Annotated in this window: 17 protein-coding genes and 1 tRNA gene; 10 read left to right on the top strand and 8 right to left on the bottom strand. The window is 67.1% G+C overall.

Annotated elements, in window-relative coordinates:
• The first annotated feature begins 67 nt into the window (after positions 1 to 67).
• From GKZ92_RS01540 to GKZ92_RS01525, 4 genes are all read left to right on the top strand, one after another.
• The gene (locus tag GKZ92_RS01540; protein ID WP_035754322.1) at positions 68 to 1,165 is read left to right on the top strand and encodes a magnesium transporter CorA family protein; all 1,098 of its coding nucleotides are present in this window, start codon (positions 68 to 70) and stop codon (positions 1,163 to 1,165) included.
• Between the two features lie 7 nt (positions 1,166 to 1,172).
• Positions 1,173 to 2,087: an ABC transporter ATP-binding protein gene (locus tag GKZ92_RS01535; RefSeq protein WP_035754320.1), complete on the top strand. Its 915-nt coding sequence runs from the start codon at positions 1,173 to 1,175 to the stop codon at positions 2,085 to 2,087.
• A complete protein-coding gene (locus GKZ92_RS01530; RefSeq protein ID WP_035754319.1) occupies positions 2,084 to 2,884 on the top strand; it encodes an ABC transporter permease subunit in 801 nt (266 codons plus the stop codon). The genes GKZ92_RS01535 and GKZ92_RS01530 overlap by 4 nt, the downstream gene beginning before the upstream one ends.
• 121 nt (positions 2,885 to 3,005) lie before the next feature.
• Positions 3,006 to 3,989, top strand: a complete 984-nt coding sequence (locus tag GKZ92_RS01525; RefSeq protein ID WP_035754318.1) for an alpha/beta hydrolase — start codon at positions 3,006 to 3,008, stop codon at positions 3,987 to 3,989.
• A gap of 1 nt (position 3,990) precedes the next feature.
• On the opposite strand, the gene GKZ92_RS01520 is transcribed toward GKZ92_RS01525, so the two are convergent.
• Complete coding sequence (locus GKZ92_RS01520) at positions 3,991 to 4,665, bottom strand: winged helix-turn-helix transcriptional regulator (protein ID WP_006358734.1); 675 nt, start codon at positions 4,663 to 4,665, stop codon at positions 3,991 to 3,993.
• A 176-nt stretch (positions 4,666 to 4,841) separates the two neighbouring features.
• Between GKZ92_RS01520 and GKZ92_RS01515 the strand changes: the two genes are divergently transcribed.
• Positions 4,842 to 5,657: a class I SAM-dependent methyltransferase gene (locus GKZ92_RS01515; RefSeq protein WP_075863537.1), complete on the top strand. Its 816-nt coding sequence runs from the start codon at positions 4,842 to 4,844 to the stop codon at positions 5,655 to 5,657.
• Positions 5,658 to 5,757: 100 nt separating this feature from the next.
• Here the strand turns inward: GKZ92_RS01515 and GKZ92_RS01510 are convergent, their stop codons facing one another.
• The 5 genes from GKZ92_RS01510 to GKZ92_RS01490 all read right to left on the bottom strand — a co-directional run bounded on the left by GKZ92_RS01510 (position 5,758) and on the right by GKZ92_RS01490 (position 9,102).
• Positions 5,758 to 6,987, bottom strand: coding sequence for a multidrug effflux MFS transporter (locus GKZ92_RS01510; protein ID WP_155224934.1), 1,230 nt, complete (start codon positions 6,985 to 6,987; stop codon positions 5,758 to 5,760).
• A gap of 13 nt (positions 6,988 to 7,000) precedes the next feature.
• Complete coding sequence (locus tag GKZ92_RS01505; protein ID WP_155224933.1) at positions 7,001 to 7,939, bottom strand: exodeoxyribonuclease III; 939 nt, start codon at positions 7,937 to 7,939, stop codon at positions 7,001 to 7,003.
• Positions 7,932 to 8,705 (bottom strand): SGNH/GDSL hydrolase family protein, encoded by a 774-nt coding sequence (locus GKZ92_RS01500; RefSeq protein WP_035754312.1) that lies wholly within the window; start codon positions 8,703 to 8,705, stop codon positions 7,932 to 7,934. The genes GKZ92_RS01505 and GKZ92_RS01500 overlap by 8 nt, the downstream gene beginning before the upstream one ends.
• A gap of 74 nt (positions 8,706 to 8,779) precedes the next feature.
• A tRNA-Ser gene (locus tag GKZ92_RS01495) sits at positions 8,780 to 8,867 on the bottom strand.
• An 85-nt stretch (positions 8,868 to 8,952) separates the two neighbouring features.
• Positions 8,953 to 9,102, bottom strand: coding sequence for a hypothetical protein (locus GKZ92_RS01490; protein WP_006358739.1), 150 nt, complete (start codon positions 9,100 to 9,102; stop codon positions 8,953 to 8,955).
• A gap of 100 nt (positions 9,103 to 9,202) precedes the next feature.
• Here GKZ92_RS01490 and GKZ92_RS01485 point away from each other — a divergent pair, with 100 nt between their 5' ends.
• Positions 9,203 to 10,171: an NAD(P)H-quinone oxidoreductase gene (locus GKZ92_RS01485; RefSeq protein WP_035754307.1), complete on the top strand. Its 969-nt coding sequence runs from the start codon at positions 9,203 to 9,205 to the stop codon at positions 10,169 to 10,171.
• Between the two features lies 1 nt (position 10,172).
• Here GKZ92_RS01485 and GKZ92_RS01480 read toward each other — a convergent pair whose 3' ends face one another.
• Together GKZ92_RS01480 and GKZ92_RS01475 are read right to left on the bottom strand one after the other, a co-directional pair.
• Positions 10,173 to 10,673 (bottom strand): MarR family winged helix-turn-helix transcriptional regulator, encoded by a 501-nt coding sequence (locus tag GKZ92_RS01480; RefSeq protein WP_006358741.1) that lies wholly within the window; start codon positions 10,671 to 10,673, stop codon positions 10,173 to 10,175.
• A 75-nt stretch (positions 10,674 to 10,748) separates the two neighbouring features.
• Positions 10,749 to 11,945, bottom strand: coding sequence for a cysteine desulfurase-like protein (locus GKZ92_RS01475; RefSeq protein ID WP_035754467.1), 1,197 nt, complete (start codon positions 11,943 to 11,945; stop codon positions 10,749 to 10,751).
• A gap of 115 nt (positions 11,946 to 12,060) precedes the next feature.
• On the opposite strand from GKZ92_RS01475, the gene GKZ92_RS01470 reads away from it, so the two are divergent.
• From GKZ92_RS01470 to glfT1, 4 genes are read left to right on the top strand one after another with little or no spacing between them, the layout of a single operon-like run.
• Positions 12,061 to 12,618 (top strand): bacterial proteasome activator family protein, encoded by a 558-nt coding sequence (locus GKZ92_RS01470; RefSeq protein WP_006358743.1) that lies wholly within the window; start codon positions 12,061 to 12,063, stop codon positions 12,616 to 12,618.
• A 27-nt stretch (positions 12,619 to 12,645) separates the two neighbouring features.
• A complete protein-coding gene (gene wzm / locus GKZ92_RS01465; protein WP_006358744.1) occupies positions 12,646 to 13,509 on the top strand; it encodes a galactan export ABC transporter permease subunit Wzm/RfbD in 864 nt (287 codons plus the stop codon).
• A gap of 11 nt (positions 13,510 to 13,520) precedes the next feature.
• The gene (gene wzt, locus GKZ92_RS01460) at positions 13,521 to 14,357 is read left to right on the top strand and encodes a galactan export ABC transporter ATP-binding subunit Wzt/RfbE (protein WP_006358745.1); all 837 of its coding nucleotides are present in this window, start codon (positions 13,521 to 13,523) and stop codon (positions 14,355 to 14,357) included.
• Positions 14,354 to 15,271 (top strand): galactofuranosyltransferase GlfT1, encoded by a 918-nt coding sequence (glfT1, locus tag GKZ92_RS01455; protein ID WP_075863534.1) that lies wholly within the window; start codon positions 14,354 to 14,356, stop codon positions 15,269 to 15,271. Before wzt ends, glfT1 begins: the two co-directional genes overlap by 4 nt.
• The last annotated feature ends 11 nt before the right edge of the window (positions 15,272 to 15,282 follow it).

Below are 15,282 nucleotides of genomic sequence, written 5' to 3'. Positions count from 1 at the left end.
ACGCCGGGGTGACCGCGATCTCCTCACCCGGCCTCGCCCGAGGCGTTCGTGCTGTCACGATGTGGGCATGACCGATTCCGCCGAGGCCGGTACCGAACGGCACGCGAACGAGCGGGTACGCGGCCAGCTCTGGCGCGACGGCGAAGCCGTGGACGGCTTCGACATCGACGCGATCTCGGACTGCCTCGACACCGACGATCCCGACACCCTCATCTGGGCCGACCTCGAATGCCCCACCCACGAGACCCTGTCGAGGGTCGCCGCCGAGCTCGACCTCGATCCCTTCGCGGTCGAGGACACCGTCGCGGCGGCCGAACGCGTGAAGACGGTCATGTACTCCGGCCACACGTTCGTCATGGTCTACGCGATCGCCCTGCACGACGGCGCCGCCGGTGAGACCACGTCCGACGACGTCGCGGAGAACGCGTCGGGGACCGACTTCCGGGCGTCGTCGGACGGGCGCGCCCGCATGTTCGACCTGCACCGGATCTCGATCTTCGTCAAACGGAACGTTCTGATCACTGTGCGCCCGACCCCGGACTTCGACATGGACGAGGTGGTCCGGCGCTGGTCGGAGAGCGGCGCGACGCAACACGGCATGGGCGCGCTCGTCCACGGCCTGCTCGACGTCGTGGTCGACGGACATTTCGACGCGGTCCAGCGACTCGACGACGAGATCGAGGACCTCGAGGCACTGCTCTTCGACGAACGGGTCCCGGGCCGGGAACTCCAGCGCCGCACCTACGATCTGCGCAAGGACCTGGTCGTGCTGCGGCGGGTGGTCCTGCCGATGCGTGAGGTGATCGCCGGCATCCAGCGGCGCCGTCTCGAGAACCACGCGCCGCCCGAACTCGATCCCCACTTCTCGGATCTGTACGACCACGCCCTCCGCGCGTCCGAGTGGACGGAGTCGTTGCGGGACATGATCACGACCGTCTTCGAGACGAACCTGACGCTCGCCGACGCGCGGCTGAACACGGTGATGAAGAAGCTGACGGCCTGGGCCGCGATCATCGCGATTCCGACGGCCATCACCGGTTTCTACGGACAGAATGTGCCGTATCCGGGGTATCTCGCCACCTCCGGCTTCATCATGAGCATCTCTCTGATAGTTGTAATCGTGCTCGGCCTCTACATCACCTTCCGACGCCGCGATTGGTTGTGACCCGACGTTGAACTCCCCCGCCATCACGATCGATGGATTGACCAAGCGCTTCGGTGCGGTCACCGCGGTCGACGACTTGTCCTTCACGGTCGCGCCGGGGCGCGTGACGGGTTTCCTCGGACCGAATGGTTCGGGCAAGACGACCACCCTGCGAATGCTGCTGGGGCTCGTCGAGCCGACGGCGGGACGAGCACTCATCGGTGACCGCCCGTACCTGCAGATCCGGCGACCGGCGCAGGAGGTCGGGGCTGCACTCGAGGCGTCGAGCTTCCATCCGGGCCGCACCGGTCTCGGACATCTGACGACGCTGGCCCCGCAGGTCGGGGTCTCGAAGGCGCGTTGTCGCGAGATGCTGGACTTCGTCGGGCTCACCGCGGCCGCGGACCGGCGGGTCGGCGGCTACTCGATGGGCATGCGCCAGCGACTCGGGCTGGCCACCGCACTTCTCGGCGACCCGGGGGTCATCCTGCTCGACGAACCGGCTAACGGTCTCGATCCCCAGGGCATCGTCTGGTTGCGCGGACTCCTTCGATCGCTGGCCCACGAGGGGCGCACGGTGCTCTTGTCGAGTCACGTTCTGGCAGAGGTACGCAGCACCGTCGACGACGTGGTGGTCATCAGCAACGGTCGACTCGTCCGCGCGTCCACACTGACCGAGTTCGAGGACCTCGCGGTTCACGCGGTCGGGGTCCGCACGCCGAGCCCCGCGTCGTTTGTGGCCCTGGCGCGCGAACGCCACTGGCGAATCGAGGACGCCCCCGGGGGGTTCCGCATCCACGGCGTCGACACCGCGACCGTCGGCTCCGCGGCATTCGGCGCCGGGATCGAGTTGCACGAACTCACCGACGCCGGAGCCGATCTCGAGACCGTCTTCCTGCAACTGACCGGTTCGGCCACGCCGTCGATGGGAGCTGTGCGATGAAGGCGGCGCTGGTCGCGGAATACCGCAAGTTCGTCTCCACCAGGATGTGGTGGGTGCTGCTCATCGCGATGGTCGGATACCTGGCGTTCATCGGTGCCGTCCTTGCCTTTTCGATGACCGCTGACGATGCGATGAATCAGCCGGTGCTGCTCTCGGGTGGCGACCTCGCGCGGTCGATCTACGCACTGACCTCACCGATCGGATATGTCTTCGCGCTGGTGATCGGCAGCTTGGCGGTGACCGGCGAGTTCCGGCACAAGACCATCACCGCCAGCCTCCTGGTGGAACCGCGACGCGGAATCCTGTTGGTGGCCAAGTTGATCGCGGGTATTCCGATCGGCGCGCTGTACGGCATCCTCGGCACGCTCGCGGTGGTGGCGACCGCCGCGCCGGTCCTCGCGCTCCTCGGGGACGGCGCCTTCCTCGGCGACACGTCGACCATCGAGGTCATCGTCCTGTCGATGCTCGTGATGGTGTTGTGGACGGCGCTGGGCGTCGCCTTCGGGGCGGTGGTCTCAAATCAGGTCGCCTCGATCGTCATCCTGCTGGCGTTCACCCAGCTCGTCGAACCGATCGCCCGGATCGCGCTGGCCTCCTTCGACGCCACCACGTCGGTGTCGAAGTTCCTGCCCGGGTCGGCGGCCGACGCCCTGGTCGGCACGAGCTTCTACGCCAGCATGGGTGAGGGCGCCGGGGATCTGCTCCCGCAGTGGGCCGGTGCTCTCGTGATGCTGGTGTACATCGCCGCGTTCGCGGTGATCGGGCGGTACACCACGCTGCGACGCGACATCGCTTAGCTCCCGCATCAACGGGGCGTGTGCCGAGCCCGTCGTTGCAATCCGGTCACAACACCTGTCCCATCCGTCACATCTGCCCCATACTCGACGGGTTACTCGACCCACGACGAGGGGATGCCGCATGCGACGACACCGAACGCTGACCGGGGCACTGGTGGCGGTCGGGGTGTCACTCGTCGCGCTGACACTCACCCCGGGAGTCCCGTCCGCCGTCGCCGACCAGGACACCGCCCGCATCGTCTCGACCACCGCCTTCGACGGACGCGAGCGCCTCAGGATCTGGTCGCCGTCGATGGGTCGCGAGATCACCGTCGACGTCCAGCATCCGGCCGGGGACACCAAGCGACCGACGCTGTACATGCTCGACGGCGCCGAAGCACACGACGAGGAGTCCGGCTGGTACGCGATGACGAACCTGCAGCAGCTGGGCGCGGGCGAGAAGCTCAACGTCGTGACGCCGGTCGGCGATCCGCACAGCTACTACACCGATTGGCGCGCAGTCGATCCCGGCGTCGGCAAGAAGTACATGTACGAGACGTTCCTGACCGAGGAACTGCCCCCGCTTATCGACGAGGAGTTCGGCGGCAACGGTCGCAACGCCATCGCCGGGGCGTCTATGGGCGGGGTCGCGGCCCTGACCCTCGCCACCCGACGCCCCGCGCTGTACCGCGGGGTGGCCGGGTACAGCGACTGCGCCAACATCTCGAGCCCCCAGAACCAGCTGCTCACCCGATGGGACGTGAGCCGCGGCGGCGGCAACGCGAACAACATGTGGGGCCCGATGGGCGACCCAGAGTGGAGCGCCCACGATCCCTACGTGAACGCGGAGGAGCTGCGCGGCAAGACCATCTACATGTCGTCGGGAAACGGCCTCCCCGGGAAGTACAACAACCTGCTCTCCGACCCGATCGACGAGACCTTCCAGGGCATGATCGGCGAGTTCGGCAGCTGGACCTGCACCGGACAGATGAGCAACCGCTTGAAGCAACTCGGCATCCCCTACACCTCCAACCTGCGACCCAGCGGCACCCACAAGTGGGGCTACTGGAAGGACGAACTGGCTGTGTCCTGGCCGATCCTGATGCGCTCGATCGGACTGCGCTGATTCACGCGGGACGCGGGATGGCCGCCGAGAGGCTCTGCCCGATCCACGACGGGATCTCGCGGGCGATCTCCGCCGGGGCGTGGACCTCGGCTCGATCGGCGCTGAGCGCGTACCGCCAGTCGATGTCGCCGCGCCAGATCTCGGTCAGGGTTCTCAAATCGGTCACGATGGTGGCGTCGACCTCGTAACCGGGATCGAAATCGCACACCTGCGCGTCGTCGCCCGACACGACGAGCCACCAGGTGCCCGACCTACCGATGACATCGCGAAACCTGAACTGCACCATGGTCCGTCGCCGTGGCCATCGTTCGACGGCGATGGTGCGGCGCATGTCCCACATCAGCAGGTGAGGGTCGAGGTCGGCGTCTCCGAGTTCTCCGACCCAGCGAATCCCCCACTGGCTCAACGCCTCCACCACAGTGGTCAGCTCCTGGCCCATGTCGGTCAGTGAGTACACCGAACGACCACCGATGTCCGAACGCCGAATGACCCCGGCTCGTTCCAAACTGCGCAGCCGCTTGGTGAGCAGCGCCGGCGACATCTTCGGTACGCCGCGTCGTAGTTCGTTGAAATGACGGCTGCCCAAGAGCATTTCGCGGACGATCAGGATCGTCCAGCGTTCATCCAGGAGCTCCATGGCCTTGGCGACCGGGCAGAACTGTCCATACGACGTCATCGCATCCTCCCTTGCGTCGTTGAATCCCAGTACACACCCGCGGCACGTCGATGACCAGTACAGAATGTGAACCGGAACCGGTACAGATGTTGGTCTAGAGGGAAGTCGTCCCGACGGCGGAAGCTCGTGGTGTCCGCAAACGAACCCCGACACGACCACGACGAGGAGTCCCCATCATGACCACCACCCAGCCCACCCCGTTCGACGCCGAGATCAAGGCCAAGCACCGCAAGCTCTGGGCAGCGGGCGACTATCCCGCCGTCGCCGATCTGATCGCCCCGCTGGGCCGTCGACTCGTCGACGCGCTGTACATCCGGTCCGGCGACAAGGTTCTCGACGTCGCCGCCGGCGCCGGCAACGTCGCGGTGCCGGCAGCTCGGGCCGGTGGGCACGTCGTCGCCACCGACCTCACCCCCGAGCTGCTGGAGACCGGCGAGGCGCGGCACAAGGATCTCGGCATCACCTGGCGCACCGCCGATGCCGAGGACCTCCCGTTCGACGATGACGACTTCGACATCGCAACCTCCTGCGTCGGCGTCATGTTCGCACCCAACCACCAGCGGTGCGCCGACGAACTCGTCCGCGTCGTCCATACCGGCGGCAGGATCGGCCTGATCAACTGGACGCCAACGGGTTTCATCGGCGAACTGTTCAGCGTCATGAAGCCGTATGCACCGCCGCCACCTCCCGGAGCACAGCCCGGACCGCTGTGGGGCAGCACCGACCATGTGCGATCGCTGTTCGACGGCCGCGTGACCGATCACCGGTTCACCACCACGACGGTGGAGATCGACAAGTTCCCCGACGGCGCCGCCTTCCGGGACTTCTTCAAGGCCCACTACGGCCCGACGATCGTGACCTTCCGCAACATCGCCGACGACCCGACGCGCGTCGCCGAACTCGACACCGCCATCGCCGAGCTCGCCGACCGGCACATCACCGACGGCCGCATGGAGTGGGAGTACCTGCAGGCTGTGCTCACCGTCGTGTGAGCCCCGTCCCCGCCGCGTGGCACAATCGCGACTTCCCCTCAGATGCGCCACTTCCGGCTGGCGCTTCTGGCCGGAACCAGCGATTGTGCCCGGGCGCGGGTCACGCGTGCGCGAACGCCGCCTCCGATTCCGGGTTGCGCGCGACGTAGCGCCGGCCGATAACGAAGCAGACCGCGGTGAGGATCGACGAGACGATCATGATGCAGGCCATCGGTACGGCGGTGTCGTCGCCGGCGAGGCCGCCCAGCGGGGACAACGCGCCACCCACGAGGAACATGATCCCGCCGAGCATGGCACTGCCGGCGCCCGCGGCGTCGTGGGTGTGCTCCATGGCCAGGGCGGCCGCGTTGCCGAAGATGAAGCCGATGGCCGTGGCGAGGACAAACAGCGGGACAACCAGCAGGACCGGCACCGACGACACCGCCGCGCCGAGCACCCCGCACGCGGCGAGGATCAACACGGGAAGACTGCGCTTGATGGTCGTCGCGGGATGGACCTGCCGACGCGCCAGCCTCGACGAGATCAGTCCTCCACCCATCATCCCCAGCGCGTTGACCGCAAAGGCGCAGCCGTACACCAGCTCCGACGTTCCGATGACGTTCTGGTACACGAATGACGAGCTCGAGATGTAGGCCATCAGCGCGCCGAACGCGAAGGCCTGCGTCAGTACGTAGGCCATGAACGCCGGGCGCTTCAGCCGACCGAGTAGGTCCCCGAACCGAAGTCGCGGTGCACGACGCTCCTGCGGCAGGGTCTCCGGCACCGAGGTCACCGCACCGATCAGCTGCAATACGGCCGTAGCCAGGATCACCGCGAGGATGCCGCGCCACGGAACATGTCCTGCGAGAACACCTCCCACGAGCGGTGCGATGACCGGTGCGAGACTCTGGATACTCATCATCAGCGTCATCGACCGGGCGCCGGCGAATCCGCGGAGGAGATCGGCGATGACGGCGCGGGCGATGACCATGCCGGACGCCGCCGCGAGCGCCTGCACGAACCGGGCGCCGATCAGCACCTCGATGTTCGGTGCCGCGACCACCACCACACCGGCGATGACTGCGCCGGCAGAGCCGATGATCAGCGGGAGACGCCGACCGAACCGGTCCGAGATCGGACCCCAGATGACCTGGCCGACACCCACACCGATCAGGAACGCGGTCAGCGTCAACTGCACGTGCGTGGCGTCCGTGTGCAGAGCGTCCTGGACGTCGATGAACGAGGGCAGGTACAGATCGGTCGCGATCGGTGCGGTCGCCGACAGGAGCGCCAGAGTGAACAGGAGGCGCGCACCCAGGCCGTCGCGGGTGGTCGGAGCAGAGCTTGTCACCGGCGGGAGATTATCAGCCCACCTGAGTACCTGCGGGTCGCGGACCGTCTGACGACCCCTTCTCCCCGTCGTTGACCTCGGCGTATTCGACGACGAGGGGCGCGTGGTCGGAGAGCCGGACATCCGGCGTCGGTTCCTTGTCGACCTCGACCCACCGCGCCCGACGCGCGAGCCCGGGTGTCGCGAGATGGTGGTCGATGCGCCACCCGACGTCCTTGACGAAGGACTCCCCCGCCCAGCTCCACCAGGTGAGCGGGCCCGGCCGGTCGCCGTGCAACGCACGCACCACGTCGACGAGCCGGCGCGACCCGGTGATCTCACCGAACCACTCTCGTTCCTCGGGCAGGAAGCCCTCCATCTTGCGGGCCGCACGCCAGTTGGTGACGTCGTGTTCGAGGTGGGCGACGTTGAGGTCGCCGAGAAGAAGGAACTCCCGCCCGGCGCGGCGTGCCGCGAGCCGGCTGCGCTGCAGTTCGCGGGCGAACGCCGCCAAGAACCGTTGTTTGCGTGCATGTTTGGCGCCGCCATCGGGCTTCTCCCGCATCGAACCGGGCCGCTGCAACTCCGCGGGCAGACCGCCCTTGGGTAGGTAGATGTTCGCGACGGTGAGGGGCCGGTCGGCCAGATCGACCTCGACATACCGCCCTTCGAGCGCGAAAGCGTTCAGCCCGCGCGCCTTCGGTGGATGCGTCAGCCAGGTACGCACTGCGGCGGGCGCGGTGCGGGTCAGGATCGCCACGCCGTTTCGTCCCGGGATCGTGCCGACGTCGACTGCCGCGGTGTAACCGGCGAACTCACCGACATCGTCGATGCCGCACCGCAACTCCTGCAGGCCCACGACATCGGGATCGCGCTGTGCCAGCCAGACGTCGAAGCCGCGCCGACGCGCCGCCCGAATCCCGTTGACGTTGAACGACGCAACGGTGAATCCGGCTCCCTCAACCTCAGACATCCCGAACGACGATCGAGGTGAGTGACGGCCGCTTGGGATCGCGGCCGTCGCCGAGGGAGACCCCGCGGAGCTTGCGTATGAGCCACGGCGTGAAGAACTCGACCGCCCACCGGGTGTCGCGAACGAGGGCGGCCACCGGATGCGAAACCGGTGCGGGTGGCAGCGGATTGCCCCAGTCGTCGGTCGCGTCGGGGAGACCGAGGGCATGCGCGGCAGCGTCGGCAAACCTCTCATGCCCGAACGGCGAGGCGTGCAGTCGGTCCGACGACCACGATCGCGGGTCCGTCAACACCGGTGCGGCGTGGAGGTCGACGAGGATAAAACCGTAGGTCGCGGCGAACTCGCGATTCATCGCGTTCAGCTCCAGCAACCGGTGCTCTTTTCGGGCGGCAAACGGGATGGTGCGGACGATGTTCGGGAAGGTCGAGACGATCACCGTGACATCCGAATCGGCGAGTCGCCGATAGATCGCATCGAGGTCGGCGCGCACCTGGGTGAGGTCAGAGCGGCCGATCACGTCGTTCATACCGAGCGGTGCGGCGACGAGATCCGGTTCGAGAGCGAGCGCCGGTTCGAGCTGATCCTCGAGAACCTGCCGCGTCCGCTTCCCACGGATCGCCAGATTGGCGTACTGCAGATCCGGGTTGAGTACCGCCATCCGCTCGGCGAGGCGATCGGCCCACCCGCGGAATTCGTACTCCGGGTGCGGGTCTCCCAGACCCTCCGTCTGACTGTCACCGATGGCGACGAACCTCGAGAACTGCACGGCGAAGATCTTAGGACGCCGCGTGCCGTGTCGTGCCTCACGTACAGATTCGCGAAGGCGCCACACGGCGATCCTGGCGGAAGCGGAGGGATTTGAACCCCCGGTGGTTTTACCCACGCTCGCTTTCAAGGCGAGTGCATTCGGCCGCTCTGCCACGCTTCCCTGACCAGCAAGAGTACGTCAAACACGGACATCGGCCGTCAGCACCCCATTGCGCCGCGCTGATCTGGTGGTAGGCGGCTCCGAGTCAGTCCTCCTCGGCTTCGCGCTCCCGCCGCGCCGCTTCGATCACCTCGGGTGGAGCCGGCTTCCGCAGCCAGGCCTGCATGCGCAGCAACCCGCCTGCGATCGTGCCGATGGCAACCACGGTGATGATGATCCAGAACAGAGTGGACATGAGCCCATTGTCCGCCCACCGAAGCCGAGTGAACACCGGTTCGGCCCGGGACGTCGCGGGACACCGTGGTTCTGGTGCCCCATGTGGAACCATCGACAGGGTGAAAGCCATCGTCGTCGAATCCGAGAACCTGTCCGTGCAGGACGTGCCCGACCCGTCGCCGGCTGCCGGTGAGGTGGTGATCGACGTGGTCGCGGCCGGTGTCAACCGTGCCGACATCCTCCAGCGAGCCGGGAACTACCCGCCGCCGCCCGGTGCCTCGGAGACGCTCGGTCTCGAGGTGTCCGGCCGGATCTCCGCGCTCGGTGACCAGGTGTCCGGTTGGGCGGTGGGCGACGAGGTGTGCGCACTCCTGGCCGGCGGCGGCTACGCGGAGAAGGTCGCGGTTCCCGCCGAGCAGGTCATGCAGGTCCCGCGTGGCGTCGACCTGGTGTCGGCGGCCGCGCTCCCCGAGGTCGCGTGCACCGTGTCGTCGAACGTCTTCGACACCGCGCACCTGAGCACGGGCGAGCTGCTTCTCATCCACGGCGGATCGAGCGGCATCGGCACCCATGCGACACAACTCGCGCATGCGATGGGCGCCCGGGTCGCGGTCACCGCCCGCACCCAGGCCAAGCTCGACCGGTGCCGCGAATATGGCGCCGAGATCCTGATCGACTACACGCGAGACGATTTCGCCCAGATCCTCAAGGACAACGGCGGCGCCGACGTGATCCTCGACATCATCGGCGCGAAGTACCTGTCGTCGAACATCAAGGCGTTGAGCACCGACGGACGTCTGGTGATCATCGGGATGCAGGGCGGCACGAAAGCCGAACTCCCGATCGGCCTGCTGCTGGCCAAGCGGCTGTCGGTGATGGGCACGACGCTGCGCGCCCGTCCCGTTCACGGGCCGGGCGGCAAGGCCGAGGTGGTCGCGGCGACCATGGCCCGCACGTGGCCGTTGATCGAAGCCGGGAAGGTCGAGCCGGTCGTCGACCGCACTTTCCCCCTGGCCGACGCCGCCGCGGCGCACGACCACCTCAACAGCGGTGACGCCATCGGAAAGGTCCTGCTGACGGTGGAGTAGGTCAGCGAGCGGGGGCCGACTCCTCGTCGGCGGCGGCGACCGCCTCCTTGATCTTGCGGAACGCGATCCCGAGACAGGCGAACTCATCCGGGCTCATCGCGTCGACGACGAACCTCCGGATGACCCGGTCGCGGAGATGGACGTGGGTGGCAAGAGTCTCGCGGCCCTGATCGGTGAGGTGAACAAGTCGATGGCGCCCGTCCGCCTTCGACTCGAGTCGTTCGACGTCGCCGACCTCGCTGAGTCGCGCGATCATGCGCGACACGGTGCTGACGCGCATGTGCACGGTGTCGGCCACCTCGCTGACACCCAGCTTCGGCGATTGCGAGATCGCCTCGAGGATGCGCAGGTCCGACAGCGACAGGCCGCGCCTTACGAACTCGTCGTTGACGCGCGCGAACAACGCCCATCCACCGTCGACGAGGTAGAACCAACTCTCGGCCTCGGCAGAGGTGAGTGACCGCGGAGGACCTGATGCTCGATCATCCTTGTTTCCCGACACAACAGGACAACATACATTGTTGTTAATTCGGGACGCGCAATAGTGAATACCGTGCGGGGTTGCGCTGTCCTCTGTTCAGGCGAGTGAACCCAGGGTCCGGACCAGGTGGTCCACCTCGTACGGCGTCGAATACGGTGCGAGACCCACGGTGACGGCACCCCCGAACTCGGGTGCGCCCATCCGCACCAGCGCTCGGTGAGGGACGTCGGCAAGCGCACACACCCCGTTGTCGGCGAGGCGACGCACCACCTTGTCGGCGCTCACCCCGTCAACGGTGAAGCTCACCAGCGGCACCCGGTTCTCCTCGGTGCCGACCACATTGACGTGATTGAGCTGGGTCAGCGTCGTGACCAGGTAATAGGTCAGCCGCTGCAGGTACTCGTAGACGCCGTCGAGGGACGTGATCAGACGGCGCCGGCGTTTTCCGATGCCATCCTCGTCCAGTCCCGCGATGTGTTCGACCGAGGCCACCAGTCCGGCGAGCATCGACCCCTGGTGGGGTTCCGGTTCGAGTCGTGCCGGCCCCTTGGCGCCCGGGTCCATCGACATCAGTCGTAACCGGTCGATGACCTGGGGTTCGCGAAACACCATCGCCGACATCCGCGGGCCGCCCCAGCGTTCGGCGGAGACCACCAGGACGTCGGCCCCGAGCTCGTGGATGTCCAGCGACAGGTACGGCGCGGCATTGGTGGCGTCGACGACGAACAGCGCGCCCGCCTCGCGGACCAGCGGCGTGATCTCGCCGATGTCGGTGATGGCACCCGTCGTCGACGAGGCGAGGGTCACGGCGACGACCTCGGTCTCCGGAGTGATGAGATCACCGAACTGCCAGGCGGGCAGCGCACCGCTCTCGACGTCGACCTCGGCCCACCTGATCCGACCGGCATACCGCTCGGCCGCGCGGACCCACGGAACGATGTTCGGCTCGTCGTCCTGCCGGGTCACCACCACATCGCCGCGCAGGAACGCGTGCGGGGAGAGCGCCTCGGCCAGGCAGGCCAGCAGCGAGTAGCGCGACGGACCGAGGACCACGCCCGCGGCGTCGCCGCCCACGAGATCGGCGATCGCGCGTCGAGCGCTGTCGGTGACATCCGCGGAGGCGCGGGCCGACGGGTACACGCCACCGGGAGCCGCCGCCAGATGACGGAAGCTGGTGGTCACCGCCGTGGCGACCGAATCCGGAACCTGCATACCCGCCTGAGGGTCGAGGTGAATCCAGCCGTCGCCGAGCGATGGAATCAATCCACGCACATAGGCGACGTCGAAAGCCATGGCACGAGGATAGACGCCCTTACTCGCGCCGTTCACCGCCTCTGGTGAGTGCCGGTACCCGAACGATCCGCGCCCGGCGAGGTCTCGGTCGATCTGGATGGGCACAATGGGAGCCATGGCAATCGATGGCACTCCAGGACCCGGTTCGACGCCCGGCAGCCCCTTCGGCGCCGGCGACTCCGAGAACGTGATCGTGGTGGGCGCAGGCGTGGACGGCCCGAAATCCGGCGACGAGTCGTCGGAGTCGACGAGCGTCGCCGACATGGTCGAGCAGCCCGCCAAGGTCATGCGGATCGGCACGATGATCAAGCAGCTGCTCGAGGAGGTGCGGGCCGCACCTCTCGACGAAGCCTCGCGCAACCGGTTACGCGAGATCCACGAGTCGTCGATCCGCGAACTCGAAGAGGGCCTCGCGCCCGAGCTGCGCGAAGAGCTCGAGCGCCTCGCACTGCCGTTCTCCGACGATCAGACTCCGTCCGACGCCGAGCTGCGGATCGCGCAGGCCCAGCTCGTCGGCTGGCTGGAAGGCCTCTTCCACGGAATCCAGACGGCACTGTTCGCCCAGCAGATGGCGGCCCGCGCCCAGCTCGAACAGATGCGTCAGGGTGCACTGCCCCCGGGCATGCCCGGACCCGGCGGTGGCCCTGGCCACAGCACCGGCCAGTACCTCTGAGTCCCGGCGCGGGTACGCTGACTCCTCGTGTCAGCGGTAGTAGACGACGACGCGATACCCGCGCGTCCCGAGAGTTCTGAGTCACGCACCTTCGCGCGTGCGGTCAAGGACCTCCGCGACGGTCTCGCCAGCCGCGAGCTGTGGTTCCATCTGGGTTGGCAGGACATCAGGCAGCGGTATCGCCGGTCGGTGCTGGGCCCGCTCTGGATCACCATCGCCACCGGCGTCACCGCGACCGCGATGGGCCTGCTGTACGGCGAACTGTTCGGCATGGACATCAAGGTGTTCCTGCCGTACGTCGCGCTGGGCTTCATCTTCTGGAACTTCATCCAGACCTCGATCCTCGACGGCGCGGAGGTGTTCGCGAAGAACGAAGGCCTGATCAAACAGCTCCCGGCCCCGGTCAGCGTCCACGTCTACCGGGTCGTGTGGCGGTCGCTGATCATCTTCGCGCACAACGTGGTGATCATCGTGATCATCTTCGCGATCTTCACACCGCCGCTGAACTGGACCGTGTTCCTCATCGTCCCGGCCATCGGCCTGTACGTGCTGAACGCGGTGTGGGTGACGATCGTCTTCGGCATCCTGTCCACCCGCTTCCGCGACATCGGTCAGCTCCTGACCACCGCGGTGCAGCTGGTGTTCTTCATGACGCCGATCATCTGGACGACGTCGAGCCTGAGCAGCGCGACCGGCGAGACGTCGTCGCGGCTGAAGCTGGTCGAGCTGAACCCGATGTTCCATTACCTCGAGATCGCGCGCGGACCGCTGCTCGGCGAACCGGTGGAGTTCTACCACTGGGCCGTCGTCCTCGGATGCACCGCCGTCGGCTGGGTTCTGGGCATGCTGGTGATGCGCAACTACCGCGCCCGCGTGGCGTACTGGGTGTAGGGACTCAACTGATGGCCAGAAACAACAACCTCGAGGACAACCGGGTCCGCGTCGACACGTGGGATGCCTGCGTCGACTTCCCGATCTTCGACGCCAAGACGCGTTCGCTGAAGAAGTCCGTCATCGGCGCCGCCGGCGGTGTCATCGGATCCAACGCGTCGAACGTGGTGGTCGTCGAGGCTCTCAAGAACATCAACCTGCACCTCAAACACGGCGACCGCATCGGTCTCGTCGGCCACAACGGCGCCGGCAAGTCGACGCTGCTGCGCCTGCTGTCGGGTATCTACGAACCGACCCGCGGCGCCTGCCGGGTGCATGGTCGCGTCGCCCCGGTCTTCGATCTCGGCGTCGGCATGGACCCCGAGATCTCGGGCTACGAGAACATCATCATCCGCGGCATGTTCCTGGGCATGACCCGCAAGGAGATGCTGAAGAAGATCGACGACATCGCAGAGTTCACCGAACTCGGCGACTACCTGCAGATGCCGCTGCGCACCTACTCCACCGGTATGCGCGTCCGCATCGCACTCGGCGTCGTGACGTCGATCGACCCGGAGATCCTCATCCTCGACGAGGGCATCGGCGCGGTCGATGCCGACTTCATGAAGAAGGCGCGCGGTCGTCTGCAGGCGCTCGTCGAGCGTTCCGGAATCCTGGTCTTCGCCAGCCACTCCAACGAGTTCCTCGCCCAGCTCTGCGATCGCGCGCTGTGGATCGACAAGGGTGAGGTCCGCATGGAGGGCGGCATCGAAGAGGTCGTCGAGGCCTATGAGGGCCCGGGCGCCGCAGCCCACGTCCGCAAGGTGATCGCCCAGGTCCAGGCCGATTCGCAGAAGGCTTCCGAGTGAGCGGTTCCCGGCCGAAGAAGGTGATCGCGGTGGTGGTGACCCACCGTCGCGTCGAACTGCTCGCCGAATCCCTCGCGGTGGTGTCCGGCCAGGACAGGCCCGTCGACCACCTTGTCGTCGTCGACAACGCCGACGAGCCCGAGGTCGCCGAACTCGTTGCCGCTCAGCCCGTTCCCACCACGTACCTGGGGTCGCAGCGCAACCTCGGTGGCGCCGGCGGGTTCGCGCTGGGCATGCTGCACGCACTCGCGCTCGGCGCCGACTGGGTCTGGTGCGCCGACGACGACGGCCGGCCCGACGGATCGTCGGTGCTCTCCACACTGCTCGACTGCGCGAAGCGTCACGACCTCGACGAGGTGTCGCCGGTGGTCGCCAACCTCGACGACCCGGATACCCTTGCCTTCCCGCTGCGACGCGGGCTCGTGTGGCGCCGCAAGCGTTCTGAGCTCTTCGCCGACGGTGAGGCCCAGTCTGACGATCTCCTGCCCGGTATCGCGTCGCTGTTCAACGGCGCGCTGTTCTCGGCGAAATGCCTCGAGCAGGTCGGCGTCCCCGATCTCCGGTTGTTCTTCCGCGGCGACGAGGTCGAGGTGCACCGCCGTCTGGTTCGCTCCGGGGTGAAGTTCGGTACCTGCCTGCGAGCCGGCTACCTGCATCCGGACGGTTCCGCGGAGTTCCGCCCGATCCTGGGTGGCCGCATGCACACCCAGTACCCGGACAACGACACCAAGCGCTATTTCACCTACCGCAACCGCGGCTACCTCATGAGCCAGCCCGGTATGCGCAAGCTGCTCCCCCAGGAGTACGCCCGCTTCGGCTGGTTCTTCCTTGTGCAGCAACGTGACCCGAAGGCGTTCGCCGAGTGGGTACGACTGCGCGGATTGGGTCGTCGGGAGCGGTTCACAAGGCCCTGAGTCGGCGCGAA

The organism is Gordonia sp. 135 (assembly GCF_009720185.1).
Taxonomy (GTDB): domain Bacteria; phylum Actinomycetota; class Actinomycetes; order Mycobacteriales; family Mycobacteriaceae; genus Gordonia; species Gordonia alkanivorans.
The sequence above is the reverse complement of the archived record's forward strand: the minus strand, read 5'-3'. Positions and strand labels throughout refer to the sequence as shown.